Annotated in this window: 16 protein-coding genes and 1 other annotated feature; all 16 genes read right to left on the reverse strand. The window is 41.2% G+C overall.

All coding sequences use genetic code 11. The annotated features are described in order from the left end of the window. Positions 1–11 precede the first annotated feature (11 nt). Positions 12–371 carry a cytochrome c550 gene (gene cccA / locus SB660_RS08280; protein ID WP_058014653.1) on the reverse strand — a complete coding sequence of 120 codons (360 nt, stop codon included), beginning with the start codon at positions 369–371 and terminating at the stop codon, positions 12–14. A gap of 303 nt (positions 372–674) precedes the next feature. Then, positions 675–1,796 (reverse strand): RNA polymerase sigma factor RpoD, encoded by a 1,122-nt coding sequence (rpoD, locus tag SB660_RS08285; RefSeq protein ID WP_008342392.1) that lies wholly within the window; start codon positions 1,794–1,796, stop codon positions 675–677. A gap of 201 nt (positions 1,797–1,997) precedes the next feature. After that, positions 1,998–3,827, reverse strand: a complete 1,830-nt coding sequence (dnaG, locus tag SB660_RS08290; RefSeq protein WP_058014652.1) for a DNA primase — start codon at positions 3,825–3,827, stop codon at positions 1,998–2,000. A gap of 33 nt (positions 3,828–3,860) precedes the next feature. Then, entirely contained in the window at positions 3,861–4,361 is a 501-nt protein-coding gene (locus tag SB660_RS08295; protein WP_410582091.1) for a YaiI/YqxD family protein, read from the reverse strand. A 261-nt stretch (positions 4,362–4,622) separates the two neighbouring features. Continuing rightward, positions 4,623–5,444, reverse strand: a complete 822-nt coding sequence (locus SB660_RS08300) for a pyruvate, water dikinase regulatory protein (protein ID WP_008342399.1) — start codon at positions 5,442–5,444, stop codon at positions 4,623–4,625. 25 nt (positions 5,445–5,469) lie between these two features. After that, entirely contained in the window at positions 5,470–6,108 is a 639-nt protein-coding gene (gene ccpN, locus SB660_RS08305; RefSeq protein ID WP_024423017.1) for a transcriptional regulator CcpN, read from the reverse strand. Positions 6,109–6,275: 167 nt separating this feature from the next. Further along, positions 6,276–8,321: a glycine--tRNA ligase subunit beta gene (gene glyS, locus SB660_RS08310; RefSeq protein ID WP_339163145.1), complete on the reverse strand. Its 2,046-nt coding sequence runs from the start codon at positions 8,319–8,321 to the stop codon at positions 6,276–6,278. After that, a complete protein-coding gene (glyQ, locus tag SB660_RS08315) occupies positions 8,314–9,201 on the reverse strand; it encodes a glycine--tRNA ligase subunit alpha (RefSeq protein ID WP_058014649.1) in 888 nt (295 codons plus the stop codon). The genes glyS and glyQ overlap by 8 nt, the downstream gene beginning before the upstream one ends. Positions 9,202–9,313: 112 nt before the next feature. Continuing rightward, positions 9,314–9,491 (reverse strand) — a binding site (T-box leader). A gap of 39 nt (positions 9,492–9,530) precedes the next feature. Then, the gene (gene recO, locus SB660_RS08320) at positions 9,531–10,301 is read right to left on the reverse strand and encodes a DNA repair protein RecO (protein ID WP_410582094.1); all 771 of its coding nucleotides are present in this window, start codon (positions 10,299–10,301) and stop codon (positions 9,531–9,533) included. A gap of 35 nt (positions 10,302–10,336) precedes the next feature. After that, positions 10,337–10,480, reverse strand: coding sequence for a YqzL family protein (locus tag SB660_RS08325; RefSeq protein ID WP_003217288.1), 144 nt, complete (start codon positions 10,478–10,480; stop codon positions 10,337–10,339). 148 nt (positions 10,481–10,628) lie between these two features. Continuing rightward, on the reverse strand, positions 10,629–11,534 hold the full coding sequence (era, locus tag SB660_RS08330) for a GTPase Era (RefSeq protein ID WP_058014648.1): 906 nt from the start codon (positions 11,532–11,534) through the stop codon (positions 10,629–10,631). Further along, positions 11,527–11,925, reverse strand: coding sequence for a cytidine deaminase (locus tag SB660_RS08335; RefSeq protein WP_003217296.1), 399 nt, complete (start codon positions 11,923–11,925; stop codon positions 11,527–11,529). The genes era and SB660_RS08335 overlap by 8 nt, the downstream gene beginning before the upstream one ends. Before the next feature lie 113 nt (positions 11,926–12,038). Then, positions 12,039–12,425 (reverse strand): diacylglycerol kinase family protein, encoded by a 387-nt coding sequence (locus SB660_RS08340; RefSeq protein WP_044139413.1) that lies wholly within the window; start codon positions 12,423–12,425, stop codon positions 12,039–12,041. Beyond that, positions 12,403–12,882, reverse strand: coding sequence for an rRNA maturation RNase YbeY (ybeY, locus tag SB660_RS08345; RefSeq protein ID WP_061408615.1), 480 nt, complete (start codon positions 12,880–12,882; stop codon positions 12,403–12,405). The genes SB660_RS08340 and ybeY overlap by 23 nt, the downstream gene beginning before the upstream one ends. Further along, positions 12,883–14,994 carry an HD family phosphohydrolase gene (locus tag SB660_RS08350; RefSeq protein ID WP_371869448.1) on the reverse strand — a complete coding sequence of 704 codons (2,112 nt, stop codon included), beginning with the start codon at positions 14,992–14,994 and terminating at the stop codon, positions 12,883–12,885. 114 nt (positions 14,995–15,108) lie between these two features. Then, a complete protein-coding gene (locus SB660_RS08355; RefSeq protein WP_003217430.1) occupies positions 15,109–16,068 on the reverse strand; it encodes a PhoH family protein in 960 nt (319 codons plus the stop codon). Positions 16,069–16,070 lie beyond the last annotated feature (2 nt).

Genomic DNA, 16,070 nt, shown 5'->3' on the forward strand with positions numbered 1-16,070 from the left:
TTTGCGTAACATTATTTAATTTTGGATACCCATTCTGACATTTCATCAAGCTTTTCATTCGGAATCAGCCCGCCTGGCATCCCATTGCCGCCTTCTTGAATTTTCTTCTTGATGTCTGCTACTTCAAGCTTGTCGCCAACACCTTTTAATGCAGGACCAGCACCGCCTTCATAGTTTTCCCCATGACAGCTAATACAGTTCTGTTTATACAATTCTTCCGGCGTCGCATTTGCTGTTTCTTCTTGCTTTTGCTCCTCGCCTCCAGAGGCGATTTTGTCTTCATCTTTCAACCCCTTCATTGATAAGAAAAAAGTGAGTCCAATACCTAAAATGGCAATCAATAAGAATGGTATAAGTGGATTCCGTTTCATTTCTTTCATCCTCCCCTTTGTGAAAACCCCTTTAAGACTATACAAACAATTCTAATTCTACTTTAATTTTACAAAAAGTAAACGAATTATGATACAAAACTTTGGTCAAGTTCACAGATTAGACAAAAATGATGCAAAGATGAGAAATGAAGCCTTCAGCACATTTTGATGTATTTTTTATACATCTTTTCTCTAAGAACGTTGCAAATTCATTATTTATTCAGTAAAATATAATCAGATTGAAAAAAGCGTTTTCATTTTTGATGAAGAAAGAACGGATCTCTTTCAAGATCCGTCCAGTTTCTACTCTAAGAAGTCTTTTAATCGTTTACTTCTGCTTGGGTGTCTTAATTTACGCAGAGCTTTCGCTTCAATTTGGCGGATACGCTCTCTTGTGACGCCGAACACCTTTCCAACCTCTTCTAACGTACGTGTTCTTCCGTCATCTAGTCCGAAACGTAGTCTTAGTACATTTTCTTCACGGTCCGTTAGTGTGTCTAATACATCTTCAAGCTGCTCTTTTAACAATTCGTATGCAGCATGGTCAGATGGAGATGTCGCCTCTTGGTCTTCAATAAAATCACCAAGGTGCGAGTCATCTTCTTCACCAATAGGTGTTTCTAAAGATACAGGCTCTTGCGCAATTTTAAGAATTTCTCTAACCTTTTCTGGCGTTAAATCCATGTCTTCAGCAATTTCCTCTGGCGTTGGTTCTCTGCCTAGGTCTTGCAGAAGCTGTCTTTGAACACGGATCAATTTATTAATGGTTTCCACCATATGAACCGGGATCCTGATTGTTCTTGCCTGATCGGCAATCGCACGCGTGATCGCCTGTCTAATCCACCAAGTCGCATATGTTGAGAATTTGTATCCTTTTCGGTAATCAAACTTCTCAACTGCCTTCATAAGACCCATGTTTCCTTCTTGAATCAAGTCTAGGAACAGCATACCACGACCGACGTAGCGTTTCGCGATGCTGACAACGAGACGAAGGTTTGCTTCCGCTAATCTTCTTTTTGATTCCTCATCGCCTTCTTCGATCTTTTGAGCATACGTAATTTCTTCTTTAGCAGATAACAAATTGACGCGTCCGATTTCTTTTAAGTACATACGAACAGGATCATTAATTTTGACACCTGGTGGTACGCTTAAATCATTCAGGTCAAATTCTTCTTCCGCTTTAGCCAGCTGCTGAACATTTGGGTCTTCTGTCTCTTCGTTTTCACTAATGAGCTCTACACCCTGTTCGCCTAAGTATTCATAGTATTCATCCATTTGGTCTGATTCAATTTCAAAGCTAGACATACGCTCTGCAATTTCTTCGTATGTTAAAACGCCCCGTTTTTTACCCGTTTCAGTGAGCTTATCTCTCACCTGTTCAAAGGTTAGTTCAGTTTCGGTTTCGTGGGCTTGTTTATCAGCCATTATGGATCCCTCCTTCCAAAGCTTGCAACGAATTCTAAAGTAACTTGCGATTTGCTTCCGCCCTGCTTTTCTCTCTTTATCAAACAGATGAGCAAATAGGAATAAAATAAATAATGATGAAGGCAAGATGCTTGCGGTCTTATGCTCCTCCCGTAAAGGATTCATTGCCAGCCGTAAGTCTTGTCATAAATATTAGACGTATTACTTCAGCGAACGGTTCAACTGAATAATTTCTTTTGCAAGTGTTGCCGCTTTGAAGAAATCTTTTTGCCTCTCCGCTTCTGCACGTTCTAGTTCTTTTTCCTTTATCATTGACAAATTCCGATGATTCAACACTTTCTTTACATAATCACTTAATTCAGCTTCACTTAGTTCGTCTCCAACTTGAATCATGAATATATCCGTCAGAAGCTGATTGATGACATCATCTTCTATACGGTTCATCAGGTGCTGCGGCGTTGGTTCTTTGCCTTCTTCATACAAAGCATAAATGTACGTGGCCAGCGCCCTGTGAGAATCTATATTAAATTCAATCCCTACTCTGTCCAGTACTTTGCGGATCACGTCATCGCTTTTTACCATATGAGCAAGCAGCATTCGCTCTGCATTTTCATACGCTGGCCGCAGACGCTTTCTCCGTACCTGTGTTGACAGATGTGCACGCCGTTTTTCAAGCCCGCTTTCTTCCTGCGTGCTTTTGGCTTCTTGACGCTGCTGTTTTTCAAACAGGTCCAGTTGTTCCTTTAATGAATCAAGTGAGATCGAGAACTCTCCTGCAAGCTGTTTCATGTAAATCTCTTGTTCCAAGGAACCGTTTAACCGGCTAATTTCTCGGAGTACCTGCTTCATATAAGTAAGCCGGTCACCTTCATCAGATAAATTCTTTCCCCTACGGAAAAAGTTCATCTTAAAAGTCATTAATGTCACACTTGCATCTATGATGTCATTCCTAAATTTCTCGCCGCCATATTTACGAATGTAATCATCTGGATCAAGTCCATCTGGTATCATGGCAACGCGAACTTTACATCCTCTTTTTCCAAGCAAATCTGATGCTTTCATGGTGGCTTCATAACCGGCCGTATCAGAGTCATAGCAAAGAATGATCTCTTCTACGTTCCGTCTGAGAAGTTTTACGTGCTCTTCTGTTAGAGACGTACCCATTGTTGCAACACTTTCGCCGACACCTGATGTGACAGCTGAGATGACGTCAGCAAATCCTTCGAAAAGAACCGCTCGTTCGCGTTTTCGAATATGCATACGCGCGTCATGAAAGTGATAAAGCAGCTTACTTTTATGAAAAAGTGGCGTTTCAGGACTATTCATATACTTAGGCTGCTGATCACCAAGCGATCTTCCGGAAAAAGCGACGACTGTCCCATGATGATCATGAATGGGAAACATCACACGATCCCTAAAGCGGTCAAAAAAGCCTGTTCCGTTTTCACGTTGAATCAAAAGACCGGCCTTCTCCATCATCGCAGGATCAAACCCTCGTTTTTCTAAAAACTTGGTCACGAAATCCCAAGAGTCAAGAGCATATCCGATCTCAAACTTGGCAATTGTTTCATCTGTAAAGCCTCTCGCCCGTAAATAATCGAGTGCGTTTTGACCTTCCTTTGTATTTACCAGCAAATGGTGGTAAAATTTCTTAAGAAGCTCATGCGCTTCAATCATTTTATGATCTGCAGTGTCCTCTTGCTGTGAGGAGCTGATCTGAGCATTTGCTACATGATCAGGCAAATCAATATGGTACTTATCAGCAACATGTGAAACGGCTTCAATAAATGAGTAGCCTTCCATTTGTCTGAGGAACGAAAATACATTACCTCCTGCACCACAGCCAAAACAATGAAAGATTTGCTTATCTGCTGAAACAGAGAATGAAGGAGTATTTTCACCATGGAATGGACAAAGACCGAAGTAATTTCGACCTTGCTTTCTAAGCTGTACGTATTCTCCAATCACTTCGACAATGTCTGCGTTTTTTTGGATTTGCTCCAAAAGTTCATCTGGTATACGTTTGCTCATCCTAATAACACTCCGTCGTACATTATTCGCCTTTTAATTCAAAAATCCTTCATGATTCGACAGGATTTTTTGTAGTTGCACAATAAATCGCTTTTTATCCTCTTCTAAAAGCTTTTTGGGACCTTTTCCGTATACACCTTTTCTTCGCTGTTTACTGGAAACATGCCTGCGTTCCAAATCAAAATCAATTGTTTCGTTCGTGTACATCCGTCCTCTTTCAGACAGGACAATGACCTGTCTTGGAAGCAGTAAGGAGGCAAGACCAATGTCTTGGGTGACGACAATATCATGCGCGGCAGCTGAGTTCGCAATGACTAAATCCGCTGCTTCCTTATGTGTATCTACAAACCGCCAATCTTCAAGTGGAGATCTTTTGGTTTGAAAATGCTCATATGAAGCAATGAACGTCACAGGTACTTGAAATTGAGATGCGACAGAAAGGATTTCGTCTTTTACAGGACAAGCATCTGCATCGACATAAATCGTCCTCTCTTGTTTATGTTCATTCAGGTGACTAATTCTCCATCCCTCCACCTTATTCCTGCTTTAGAGAAGCAAAAAGACCATACTTTTCCCCCATATAGCTAACAACAGTACAACTCATTTTGTCGAAAAGTTATGTTCAGAATCACTTGACTTCTGCCAATATTAGTTTATTCGTTCTTGACTTAACTTAAACCTAAAATCAATCATTTTATCACAATTTTTTATTATAATACAAATGCAGCAAATATGCCATTGTTTTTGTTTACCCGTTTCCCACCATAGGAAAAACCCAGGAGGAGCATCCTGAGTTTATTCGGAACCTCTTTTGGTCAGCATTTGATGAATAACATTTGCCGTTTCTTCAACTGCTTTATTCGATACATCAACAACTTGACAGTTAATGCGGTCCACCACTTTTTCAAAATACTCTAGCTCTTCTTTAATCCGTTCAATGTTCGCATAAATGGCGCGATCATTTAAACCTAGAGATTTCAAACGCTCTTTACGAATATGATTTAGTTTGTCTGGACTGATTTTCAGACCGATGCATTTCTTTGGATCAACTGAAAATAACTCCTCTGGCGGATCTACTTCAGGAACAATTGGAACGTTCGCTACCTTCAGCCGTTTATGCGCCAAGTATTGAGATAGTGGTGTCTTAGATGTACGTGATACACCGATGAGCACAATATCAGCCTTTAGAATGCCTCTTGGGTCTCTGCCGTCATCATACTTCACTGCGAACTCAATGGCTTCAACCTTCTTAAAATAGTCCTCATCTAATTGACGTACACGCCCCGGCTCATGTTTCGCTTCATTTCCATAAGCAGTCTCCATTTTGTCGATCAGTGGTCCGATGATGTCATAATAAACAACTCCGTTTGCTTCTGCCTCTTCAATTAAGAATTGGCGCATTTCTGGCACAACAAGAGTAAAGCAGACGATTCCGTTATCTGCTTTCGCCAGTGAAATGACTTCTTTAATCGTACCGACATCCTCTACATATGGGATTCTTCTAATATTTGAATGGTCTGATGAGCCGCCATCAAATTGGCTAAGTGCCGCTTTGACTACGAGCTCTGCCGTTTCTCCTACTGAATCTGATACCACAAAAATTACGCGATTACTCATAACATCCCCTCGCAGTCTTCTGAAATTAGATTATTTCGTTCTCCGATAAGCTAACAAGTATTTTCGTCATGTTTGTTTTTGTAATTCTGCCGACCACTTCAAAGCCTTTATCCGTATCTTTTATAACAGGAAGTGCGTCTATCTGCTTTTCAATCAAGTGCTTCGCCACATCCATAATGAAATCTTCCTTGCGGCAAACGGTGATGTTCGGCATTCTTGTCATAATGATATGGACAGGAATCGATGGAAGCTCCTGTTTTCCAATACTCGCGCGAAGAAGATCCTTCCTTGACAACACGCCTGTTAAAATAGAGTGATCGTCCACAACGAATAATGTGCCCACATCCTCTAAAAACATCGTACAAATCGCATCATAAACTGAAACATTCTCATGTATCACCACTGGAATGGATTGAAAATCTTTCACTTGAAGTTTTTTCAGCTTATCTGCTAAAAGCTGCGTGCCTGTTTTTCCTGTGAAAAAGTAGCCGACCCTTGGTCTTGCTTCTAAAAAGCCTGACATCGTTAATATGGCTAAGTCCGGTCTGAGGGTCGCCCTCGTTAAGTTCAGCCGATCGGCGATATGCTCTCCAGTGATCGGACCATTCTCTTTGACAATCTGTAAAATCTGCTCTTGCCGTTTATTTAACTCGATTGTACTCACCACCTTTAAATAGAGAGAGCGAATCTTTACTTTATGTATATCATTTTCATAACTCATCATATTATAGCGCATCTTTGTCCGAATGAAACAAAAATCCACTCAAAAACCGTGAATTAAATGAGTAAAAAACGATTGCCCTTCAAAAAAAGGCAACCGTTCTTAGGTATTTATTTTACAATTAAATTGTTCATATTCGCAAATGATTGAATGACTTTAGCTAGTTTCACCATTTGTGCCAAACGATTTCGCTTCAGCTTTTCATCATCTGCATGAACCATTGTGTGATCGAAATAATGAACAATCGGTGTTTTTAACGTATCAAGTGCCTCAAGCGCTGCACTGTATTGCCCTGCTGCTACATGTTCATTGACAGCTGTCTCTACTTGCTGATACGCCTCATAGAGCTTTTGCTCGTGCTCATTTTCAAACAGCTCAGGCTGAATCTCTGCGTCTTCTCCTTTTTTACTGATTGAAATGACGCGTCCTAATGCTTCTGCTGTTTCTTTGAAGCTTTCTTGTTTCACACTCTCTTCAAGAACAGCTGCTTTTTTCACAACTGCATAAGGTTCAATATTTTCAACATCCAGTACTGCATCGACAACATCATGACGGATATGCTCTGCTTGGAGGACATATTTTAAACGGTATGTTAAAAATTCAATGAGAGCAGTTTCATGTGCGGCTTCTACTTGAGCAAGTGCCAAAAGCTCTTTGAATGAAATGTTCCAATGACGATCAAGCAGAATTTGAACGATACCGCTCGCTTGTCTTCTTAGTCCATAAGGATCTTGAGAGCCCGTTGGAATGACATCAATTGAGAAGAAGGAACAAATAGAATCCAGCTTATCGGCTACTGCCACAATCGCACCAATTAAAGTGGAAGGCGCCTCATCACCGGCAAAGCGCGGCATATAGTGCTCGTTGATGCTTTTAGCCACTTCTTCATGTTCACCAAGTGCTTTTGCATATTTCTCGCCCATGATTCCTTGTAATTCTGGGAATTCATAGACCATTTGAGTCACAAGGTCAAACTTCGAAATACTGGCGGCTCTTGCCACACGCTCTGTCGTTTCGTCATCTGCACCGACATGTGCCGCTAGACGCGTCGCAATGTCTGTCACTCTCTTTAGCTTGTCGCCAATTGTGCCAAGTTTCTCATGGAATACAACCTTATCAAGCTTCTTAATATTGTCTTCAATGACTAGTTTTTCGTCTTCTTTATAGAAGAAGGCAGCATCTGATAAACGCGCACGAAGGACTTTTTCGTTCCCTCTTGCGACATTTTCAAGCGCCTCACTGTTTCCGTTTCTCACCGTAATAAAGTGAGGCAATAATTCTCCTTGCTCATTTTTCACAGGGAAATAGCGCTGATGCTCTTTCATTGTGGTTACCAAAACTTCCTCCGGCAATGCAAGGAATTCTTCTTCAAAGGAACCAGATAGTACCGTTGGGTATTCTACAAGATTGTTGACCTCTTCTAGAAGCTCAGGATCAACAGGAATCACCCAGCCTTTTTCAGAAGATAGAGCATTTAGCTGCTCGGTAATAGATTGTTTTCTTTTATCTGAATCTGCAATGACAAATTGATCGCGCAACGTTTGCTCATAAGAAGCAGGAGAGTCGATGGTAGTTGCCTTACCAAGGAAACGGTGTCCTCTTGTCTCACGGCCGCTTTTCACCCCAGCAATGTCAACAGGTACAATCTCCTCTCCAAATAAACAAACAATCCATTTAATCGGACGGATGTAGCGTAAATCTTTACTTCCCCATCTCATGTTCTTTGGAAAACTTAATGAAGCAGCGATCTCACCTAATGCTGGCAGAAGGTCTTTAACTTGCTTTCCTTCTTGAAACTTCTGGACATGGACATAATCCACTCCTTTGATCTCTTTAAAATAGAGATCATCTGTTGAAGCACCTTGTCCGCGGGCAAAACCTTCCGCTGCTTTTGTCCAATTGCCTTCCGAATCTTGCGCGATTTTTTTAGCCGGACCTTTTGCTTCTTCTTTGATGTCTTCTTGTTTTTCTGCGACACCTTTCACAAGTACAGCAAGACGTCTTGGTGAGTTAAATAGAGCAGCATCTTCAAATGAAATGTTTTGCGCTTCAAACCACGCTTTTACTTTTTCGCCTAGCTGCTTTGTGCTTTCTGGCATGAAGCGAGCCGGCATCTCTTCTAAGCCGATTTCGAGTAATACATCTTGTTTATTCATGAGAAGCCGCCTCCTCTTTTAGCATAGGGAATCCCAATTTTTCTCGTTCTTCATAATAGGTTTTGGCAACTTTTCTTGCTAACTGGCGCACTCTTCCGATATATCCAGTTCGCTCAGTAACAGAAATTGCGCCCTTTGCATCAAGCAAGTTAAACGTATGAGAGCATTTCAGTACGTAATCGTATGCTGGGTGAACAAGCCCTTTGTCCATTTGGCTATGCGCTTCCTTCTCATAAGTCGTAAATAGCTCAAACAGCATGTCAGTATTAGATGTTTCAAATGTATAAACAGAGTGCTCATATTCAGCCATTAAGAATAAATCTCTGACCGTAAATCCGTTAGTCCATTCAAGATCGAAGACATTTTCTTTGTCCTGAATGTAGGAAGCAAGACGTTCAATACCGTATGTGATTTCAACGGAAACAGGCTTACATTCTAAGCCGCCGACTTGCTGGAAATACGTGAATTGGGTGATTTCCATTCCATCAAGCCATACTTCCCAGCCAAGTCCTGCACAGCCAAGAGATGGGTTTTCCCAATTGTCTTCGACAAAACGAATATCATGTTTCAGCGGGTCAATACCAAGCGCTTTCAATGATTCAAGATACAGTTCTTGAATATTGTCAGGTGACGGCTTAATGATTACTTGGAATTGATGATGCTGATACAATCTATTTGGGTTTTCTCCATATCTGCCATCAGCCGGGCGTCTTGAAGGCTCTACATACGCTACCTTCCATGGCTCTGGACCAATGCTTCTGAGGAACGTGTATGGACTCATCGTTCCGGCACCTTTTTCTGTGTCATACGCCTGCATTAATACGCAGCCTTCATTTGACCAATGCTTTTGCAGCGTCAAAATCATGTCTTGAATATTCAATGATCGCACCTCCATCTTTTCTACACCATCCGCTATGTATGGCGGGTGGGTCTAGAACCTCGCAAAAGAACACAAAAACTCCCGTCTCTATGCTCGCAAGGCTCCTTGCAAACATAGGGACGAGAGTTTTTCCCGCGGTTCCACCCTATTTGCTGGTATCGTAGCAACCAGCCGCTTTGTTTTACGTTGCTCAAGAATGCCTTTCGTTACGCCTCCATCCTTAGCTCACACCGCCCTAAGGTCGCTTTTATGGGTTCTGCGCAAGTACTTCTTTCTGTCAATGCAACATATTTTATCTTAGATGATCTTACAAAAAGTCATGGAAGATGTCAACTTTTGTTTTCCCCGCCCATGAGCTTTTTCATGGATTCCATCTGATTCATGAATTTTTTTGATTTCAAATAAAGGCCTGAATACTCTTCATAGTAGTGATCTAGCACTTGACGAATTTCTTGTTTCGTCTGCGGTTTCACATCCACCTGACCGAGCCTTGATAAATCAAAATAATGAAATAAACGGAGCAGCCTTGCAGCTGCTGGGGATAAGGGCAGTTTATACGGATCTTTAGAAAAGCAATTTTGGCAAATAAAGCCGTTGTCTCTAATCGAGAAATGAAACTGCCCTTCTTTTTGACCACAGTGGACACATTGATCCAGTTCGGGCTTCATTCCCATCACTGATAACATTTTGACCTCTACGATAAATAAGATAATATCAGCATCTGTGCCTTCATTCAGATGACGCAGAGATTGAAGCAGGAGCTCAAACAAATAAGGGTTTGGCTTTTTTTCTTCTGTACCTTTATCGAGTAACTCTGTCATATATGAGGCATATGCGGTCAAGAATAAATCCTCCCGAATGGTTCGCATACTTTCAATCATTTCGCCTTGCTGGAGCGTTCCAAGTCCTGTTGATGATTGGATCAGGAAGGTTCCGTATAAAAACGGCTGGCTTATGGCTGACAGGCGGCTGTTTGATTTTTTCGCGCCTCTTGCCATCACACCAATTTTCCCATGTTCTCTAGTGAGCAGCGTGACAATTTTGTTTGTTTCGCCATAATCTGTTGTTCTAAGGACGATTCCTTCACTTTTAATGAGCATTTGTCTACACTCCGAGCATTGGAGGGGGTCAAGAATTATAAGATTGGAAAATCAAATCGTGCTATCTCTTCTTCAAGTACATCGGGTCTTTCCAGGTTCTCCTTTTCTAACTCTTTGAAAAGCAGATACGTGTCAACGCTTCCTGTTTGTGAAAATACGTTCCATGTAAAATTCAACATAAAAACCCCACCTTTCTTTATTAGAAGCAGCAACGCTACATCCAACATATTAATTTTATCTTGACCAGACTACCTCCATTTCATGATAAACAATTTTTACTAATCGAACCGCACCATTGTCAGGTTTTATGACAACAGCAGCGATTTTTTAATATTCGTCGTCTCTAAATCCGAAGTCACGAAGGTGAGTGGATTTATTACGCCAGTCCTTCTGAACCTTTACCCAAAGCTCCAGATACACTTTTGAACCGAGAAGAGCTTCAATATCTCTGCGCGCTTTTTGTCCCACTTCTTTTAATAAGCTGCCTCGTTTACCAATGACAATCCCTTTTTGTGAATCACGTTCTACGACAATGGTCGCCGCCACATGGATCTTGCCATTTTCATCTGGCTTAATGGATTCGATCGCAACTGCAATGCTGTGCGGGATCTCTTCTCTCGTTAAATGCAGCACTTTTTCACGAATTAATTCAGAAATAATAAACCGCTCTGGATGATCTGTTACTTGATCTGCTGGATAAAATTGCGGGCCCTCAGGAAGATAACCTTCAATCTGCTGAAGAAGCGTGTCAATGTTGTTTCCTTCAAGAGCTGAAATTGGCACAATTTCCTTAAATGGATAACGTGTGCGGTATTCATCAATTAAAAGGAACAGCTCATCTGGATGAATTTGGTCGATTTTATTGACGACTAGGAATACTGGTGTAGATGTTTGCTTGAGTCGTTCAATGATGAATTCATCACCCTTGCCATAGCCTTCCTTTGCATTGATCATAAACAAGATCAGGTCGACTTCCTTCAGTGTATTTTGAGCCACTTTCATCATAAAATCACCAAGCTTATGCTTAGGTTTATGAATCCCTGGTGTATCGATAAAGATCGTTTGTGACGTGTTTGTTGTTAAGACACCTTGCACTTTGTTTCGCGTTGTTTGGGGCTTATCACTCATGATGGCGATCTTTTGTCCAATCACACGATTAAGAAAGGTTGATTTTCCTACATTTGGTCTACCAATAATTGATACAAATCCTGATTTGAAGCTTTCGTTAGTCATTTAAATCCTCCGGTGAAAATGCGCCTGGCAATAGTTCGTTTACTGTTGTTTCGTATATTTGTCCTTTTAAGTTCGTTAGAATCACTGGCATGTCAGGTGCGCATAGCTCTGAAATAACCTGTCTGCATGCGCCGCACGGCGAAACAGGCCGGTCTGTATCAGCTACTACCGCTAGCATTTGAAACGATGTGATGCCTTCTGAATAGGCTTTAAAAAGTGCTGTTCTTTCCGCACAATTACACATACCATATGCTGCATTTTCAATGTTGCAGCCGCCATACACTTTTCCATCATTCGACAACAATGCTGCACCGACTTTGAATTTCGAATAGGGTACATATGCAAAATCTCTTGCTTTAACTGCTTCTGAAATCAACTCTTGTTTGTTCATTCCTAGTTCCCACTTTCAGAAGAAATGGTACCACTGTCACATTTATATTTTACATAATTCACGTGACATTTTCACGCCCATTTCTAAAAATGTTAATAAATAGTAATATTGTTCTATTGCATGATCTTCGGTAAGAAGATGATCAACCCAATCATAACCGAAATCGCGGCGTAAACGCAAACAGCGCCTGCTGCGGCGTCTTTCGCTTTCTCAGCAAGCGGGTGCCTCTCTTCTGTCATAAGGTCCACTGTATGTTCAATGGCTGTATTGACAAGTTCAAGCGCAAACATCCCCCCGCACAAAAGCAATACGATCATCCATTCGAATGGTTCAATGTGAAACCAAAAGCCGCAGATCACCACGATGATGGCTGCGACTGTGTGAAATCGAAAATTCCGTTCATTCAAGAAAGTTCGCCATATTCCTCTAAATGCATAATAAAAACTCCGAAAAAAACGGGCAAGCGGCCTTCTCTTCTTACGAAGATCTTGAAAGGCCATAATCATCCAAGATCTTTGTCTGTTTGGCGAACATTTCTTTTTCATCTTCCTCTGTCATATGATCAAACCCGAGTAAATGAAGGAACCCATGAATGGTGAGAAATCCAAGTTCTCTCATAAAAGAATGTCCGTATTCCTCTGCCTGCTCTTTTGTACGGTCCACACTAATGATGATGTCACCGAGTACAGGCGGAATATCATCAGCACCAATGATTTCAATTTCCCCTTCTCCTTCTTCCTCAAGTGCAAAGGAGATCACATCTGTCGGTGCGTCTTTTCCGCGGTATTCTTTATTAATTTGATGAATCTCTTCATTTGAGACGATCGTCACTGATACCTCCGCTTGATCTTTGACCTCAAGGGCATCAGCAGCGAATTGAAGAAGCTTTTCCACTTCTTCAAGCTGCTCTTTTGTTACTTGTCCTGTTTCATCTATTAAATCGATTAACAATGTCATTTACTTCACCTTCTGCTTCGGGGCATCTGGATATTCAATCCGAGAATGGAAAATCCCCTTTAATGTTGTACAAATCGTTTGACTAATAATATTTAACTCTTTAAATGTCAGATCACATTCGCTGAATTGCCCATCCTGCATTTTATCGGAAATAATGCCTTTGACGAGCTTTTCGATCCGCTCTGGATTTGGATTATGCATCGATCGTACCGCTGCTTCCACGCTGTCCGCTACAGAAATAATCGCTGCTTCTTTTGATTGCGGTTTTGGTCCAGGATAACGGAATTCTTCTTCTGTCACCTGATCATCACGCTCTTTTGCCTTATAGTAAAAGAACTTTAACAGTGACTTGCCGTGATGCTGTTCAGCAATATCGACAAGCTCTTCGGGAAACTTCTTTTCTCTCAGCATATCAGCTCCATCTGTCGTATGGGCAATAATGATATTTTTACTTAGCTGAGGGGAAAGTTTGTCATGCGGATTATCAATATTCATTTGGTTTTCAATAAAGTATTGCGGCCTTTTCGTTTTGCCAATGTCATGATAATAAGCGCCAACCCTTGCTAAAAGACCGTTTGCTCCGACTGCTTCACATGCAGCATCCGCTAAATTTGCCACCATGACACTATGATGATATGTACCTGGTGTCTCTGTTAAAATCTTTTTAAGCAGCGGATGATTTGGGTTTGATAGTTCAATCAGCTTCATTGTTGAAAGAATACCGAACATACTCTCAAACACAGGCATTAACCCAATGACCAAAATAGATGATGCAAACCCTGACACAATCGCCATCATAAGGTTTACACCAATTTCAAGCCCTGATGGTGAGGAGTTTTGAATCAGCGTAATGGATAGAACCACAAGGACATTCACCAAAGCGACCCAAAGCCCTGCCTGCAATATTTTTGAACGTGCATTATGCTTTCTCAAAAATAAAATGCCCGCCATCCCGCTCACAAGGTAATAAGCGCAGATCACATAGTTAAAGACGCCGGTTACTCCTTGATTAAACATCATACTGCCGCAAAGAGCAAATACAAGGCCAGAGAAGATCGCCAGCCGCTCATTGATAAGGAGCTTGATCAGCATCGTGCCAAGTGCCACTGGCACCACATAACCTATTGTCGTATACTTTGTTTCCTGGAAGAGACTGAATACTTCCATGATAACTAAAATAATGGTAAAAATGAGCGAATAGAGCAGCAACGACTTATTCTTATGAACAAGCGATTTTTTCCTCGATTCAAGCGAATGAATAATCGCTGCTAAGAACAGACCTATCAATATCATAAGACCGCTTACAGGCTTAATCAAATTGGAGCTGTTTAAGAGCCCTGTCAGTTCTAATTTACGATACACTTCTCGGTCAATAAGTTCTCCTTCTTCGACTAAGATTTGCCCTTGCTTAATCTGAACCGGCTGAATATTATCTGCGGCTTCTTGTCTTTTCTTCTCTGTCGCCACTGGATCAAATACATAGTTTGGAATGATCGCAAATTCACCGATTTCTTTCGCTGCATTTAAGTATTTGGATGGAATTGAGTTATTTTCAAGCTCTGTTTTCACTTGTTTTTTCTCTTCTTGTAATTTCGCTGCTGTGATTTCTTTACTCATCAGTGAATTCACCACTGTGATGATGGAATCTTTAGTAAAAGAGAGATTTTCGTCACTTGCCTGAAGCAGTGCTTTAATAGATTGGTCTGATACAGCCTCCTGCATATCTGATGTGAGTTTTTCTTTGACACGCTTGACCATTTCTTTATCTGATGGTGGATTTTCTTTTTCATCAGCTGCTTTCTTCTCTTCTTTAATGGCTTCAAAAAGGGAGGAGATGAGGTCAACACGATTGTCAGAATACGCTTTTTTGAGTGTATATTGATCCTCTACTTGATCTGTTGCTTCTTGCTTCTTTTCTTCTGTCGCTTCTTGATCATCAACGGTTGATGGAGAATAGATGGTCTGTTCGCTCACTGAAAACAAATCTAAGTCGAGCGATTCAGGCTTTACATGGAAGAAGAGCACCACGAATAGAATGGCTGCTAAACCAGCGTATAGCAATACATTTAAATAACGTGAGCGCTCCATTTTCTGAGGTTCTTTTTTAGACAGCAGTCTTTTGCGCTTACTGTCTTTCTGATTCTTTCTCAAGGAAAGTACCTCCTTTTTTACTTTAAACCACGATCGAAACAAAATGACCCGATGTAGACGATCGGGTCACTAAGGTCATTTTTGCTTTTCGTATGCTCCGATGATCTTTGCCACAAGGGGGTGTCTGACCACATCTGTCTGGTCTAGCTCAATAAATGAGATGCCCTTGATCTCTGCAAGCATGTCCTTTGCAGCTGCAAGGCCAGACTGCATGCCCTTCGGCAGGTCAATCTGTGTAATATCTCCTGTAATGACCATTTTAGAGCCAAACCCAAGTCTCGTCAAAAACATTTTCATTTGGGCGGGCGTTGTATTCTGCGCTTCATCTAAAATAACAAATGCATCATCGAGTGTCCGTCCTCTCATATAGGCAAGAGGCGCTATTTCAATCACACCGCGCTCAATTAAACGTTCCGTATGATCACTGCCAAGCACATCATGCAAGGCATCATATAGTGGTCTTAAATAAGGATCTACTTTTTCCTTTAGATCACCTGGTAAAAAACCAAGACTTTCTCCTGCTTCAACAGCTGGTCTTGTCAAGATAATTCGTTTCACATGTCCATTTTTCAGTGCATGTACAGCGTTGACGACTGCCAAATACGTTTTCCCTGTTCCAGCTGGTCCAATTCCAAAGACCAAGTCATCTTTTTTCATCGCCGCAGCATATTCCCGCTGGCCAATGGTTTTTACCCTGATTGACTTTCCTTTAGCATTTTTCGTAATTTCATCTTCATACATATTTTCAAAATAATTGAGCTTGTCTTTTTGCGCCATTTTGATGGCATATACGACATCCCGTTCAGAAATCTCAATTCCTTTTCGGATGAGATGTAAGAGAGATGTCATCAGACGGCTCGCTGTTTCTCTTGATGCTTCCTGACCAGAAACATACACTTTTTCTCCGCGCGTAATAATGGAGACATTCAGCTCGTTTTCCATCAGTTTCAGATAAGCATCTTGATTACCAAATAAAGCAATCGCTTCGTTTGGGCTATCTAATTTTTGTTGAATTTCAAGTAAATGTTCTGTCATTC

This window comes from Bacillus sp. SIMBA_005 (assembly GCF_046535585.1).
Classification (GTDB): domain Bacteria; phylum Bacillota; class Bacilli; order Bacillales; family Bacillaceae; genus Bacillus; species Bacillus pumilus.

What these genes read in the sequence shown, in the direction of transcription:
- cccA (WP_058014653.1), bottom strand. Translation starts at nt 371, where the DNA reads ATGAAACGGAATCCACTTATACCATTCTTATTGATTGCCATTTTAGGT.
- rpoD (WP_008342392.1), bottom strand. Translation starts at nt 1,796, where the DNA reads ATGGCTGATAAACAAGCCCACGAAACCGAAACTGAACTAACCTTTGAA.
- dnaG (WP_058014652.1), bottom strand. Translation starts at nt 3,827, where the DNA reads ATGAGCAAACGTATACCAGATGAACTTTTGGAGCAAATCCAAAAAAAC.
- SB660_RS08300 (WP_008342399.1), bottom strand. Translation starts at nt 5,444, where the DNA reads ATGAGTAATCGCGTAATTTTTGTGGTATCAGATTCAGTAGGAGAAACG.
- glyS (WP_339163145.1), bottom strand. Translation starts at nt 8,321, where the DNA reads ATGAATAAACAAGATGTATTACTCGAAATCGGCTTAGAAGAGATGCCG.
- recO (WP_410582094.1), bottom strand. Translation starts at nt 10,301, where the DNA reads ATGCTCATTAAAAGTGAAGGAATCGTCCTTAGAACAACAGATTATGGC.
- SB660_RS08325 (WP_003217288.1), bottom strand. Translation starts at nt 10,480, where the DNA reads ATGTTGAATTTTACATGGAACGTATTTTCACAAACAGGAAGCGTTGAC.
- era (WP_058014648.1), bottom strand. Translation starts at nt 11,534, where the DNA reads ATGACTAACGAAAGCTTCAAATCAGGATTTGTATCAATTATTGGTAGA.
- SB660_RS08335 (WP_003217296.1), bottom strand. Translation starts at nt 11,925, where the DNA reads ATGAACAAACAAGAGTTGATTTCAGAAGCAGTTAAAGCAAGAGATTTT.
- SB660_RS08340 (WP_044139413.1), bottom strand. Translation starts at nt 12,425, where the DNA reads ATGGCCTTTCAAGATCTTCGTAAGAAGAGAAGGCCGCTTGCCCGTTTT.
- ybeY (WP_061408615.1), bottom strand. Translation starts at nt 12,882, where the DNA reads ATGACATTGTTAATCGATTTAATAGATGAAACAGGACAAGTAACAAAA.
- SB660_RS08355 (WP_003217430.1), bottom strand. Translation starts at nt 16,068, where the DNA reads ATGACAGAACATTTACTTGAAATTCAACAAAAATTAGATAGCCCAAAC.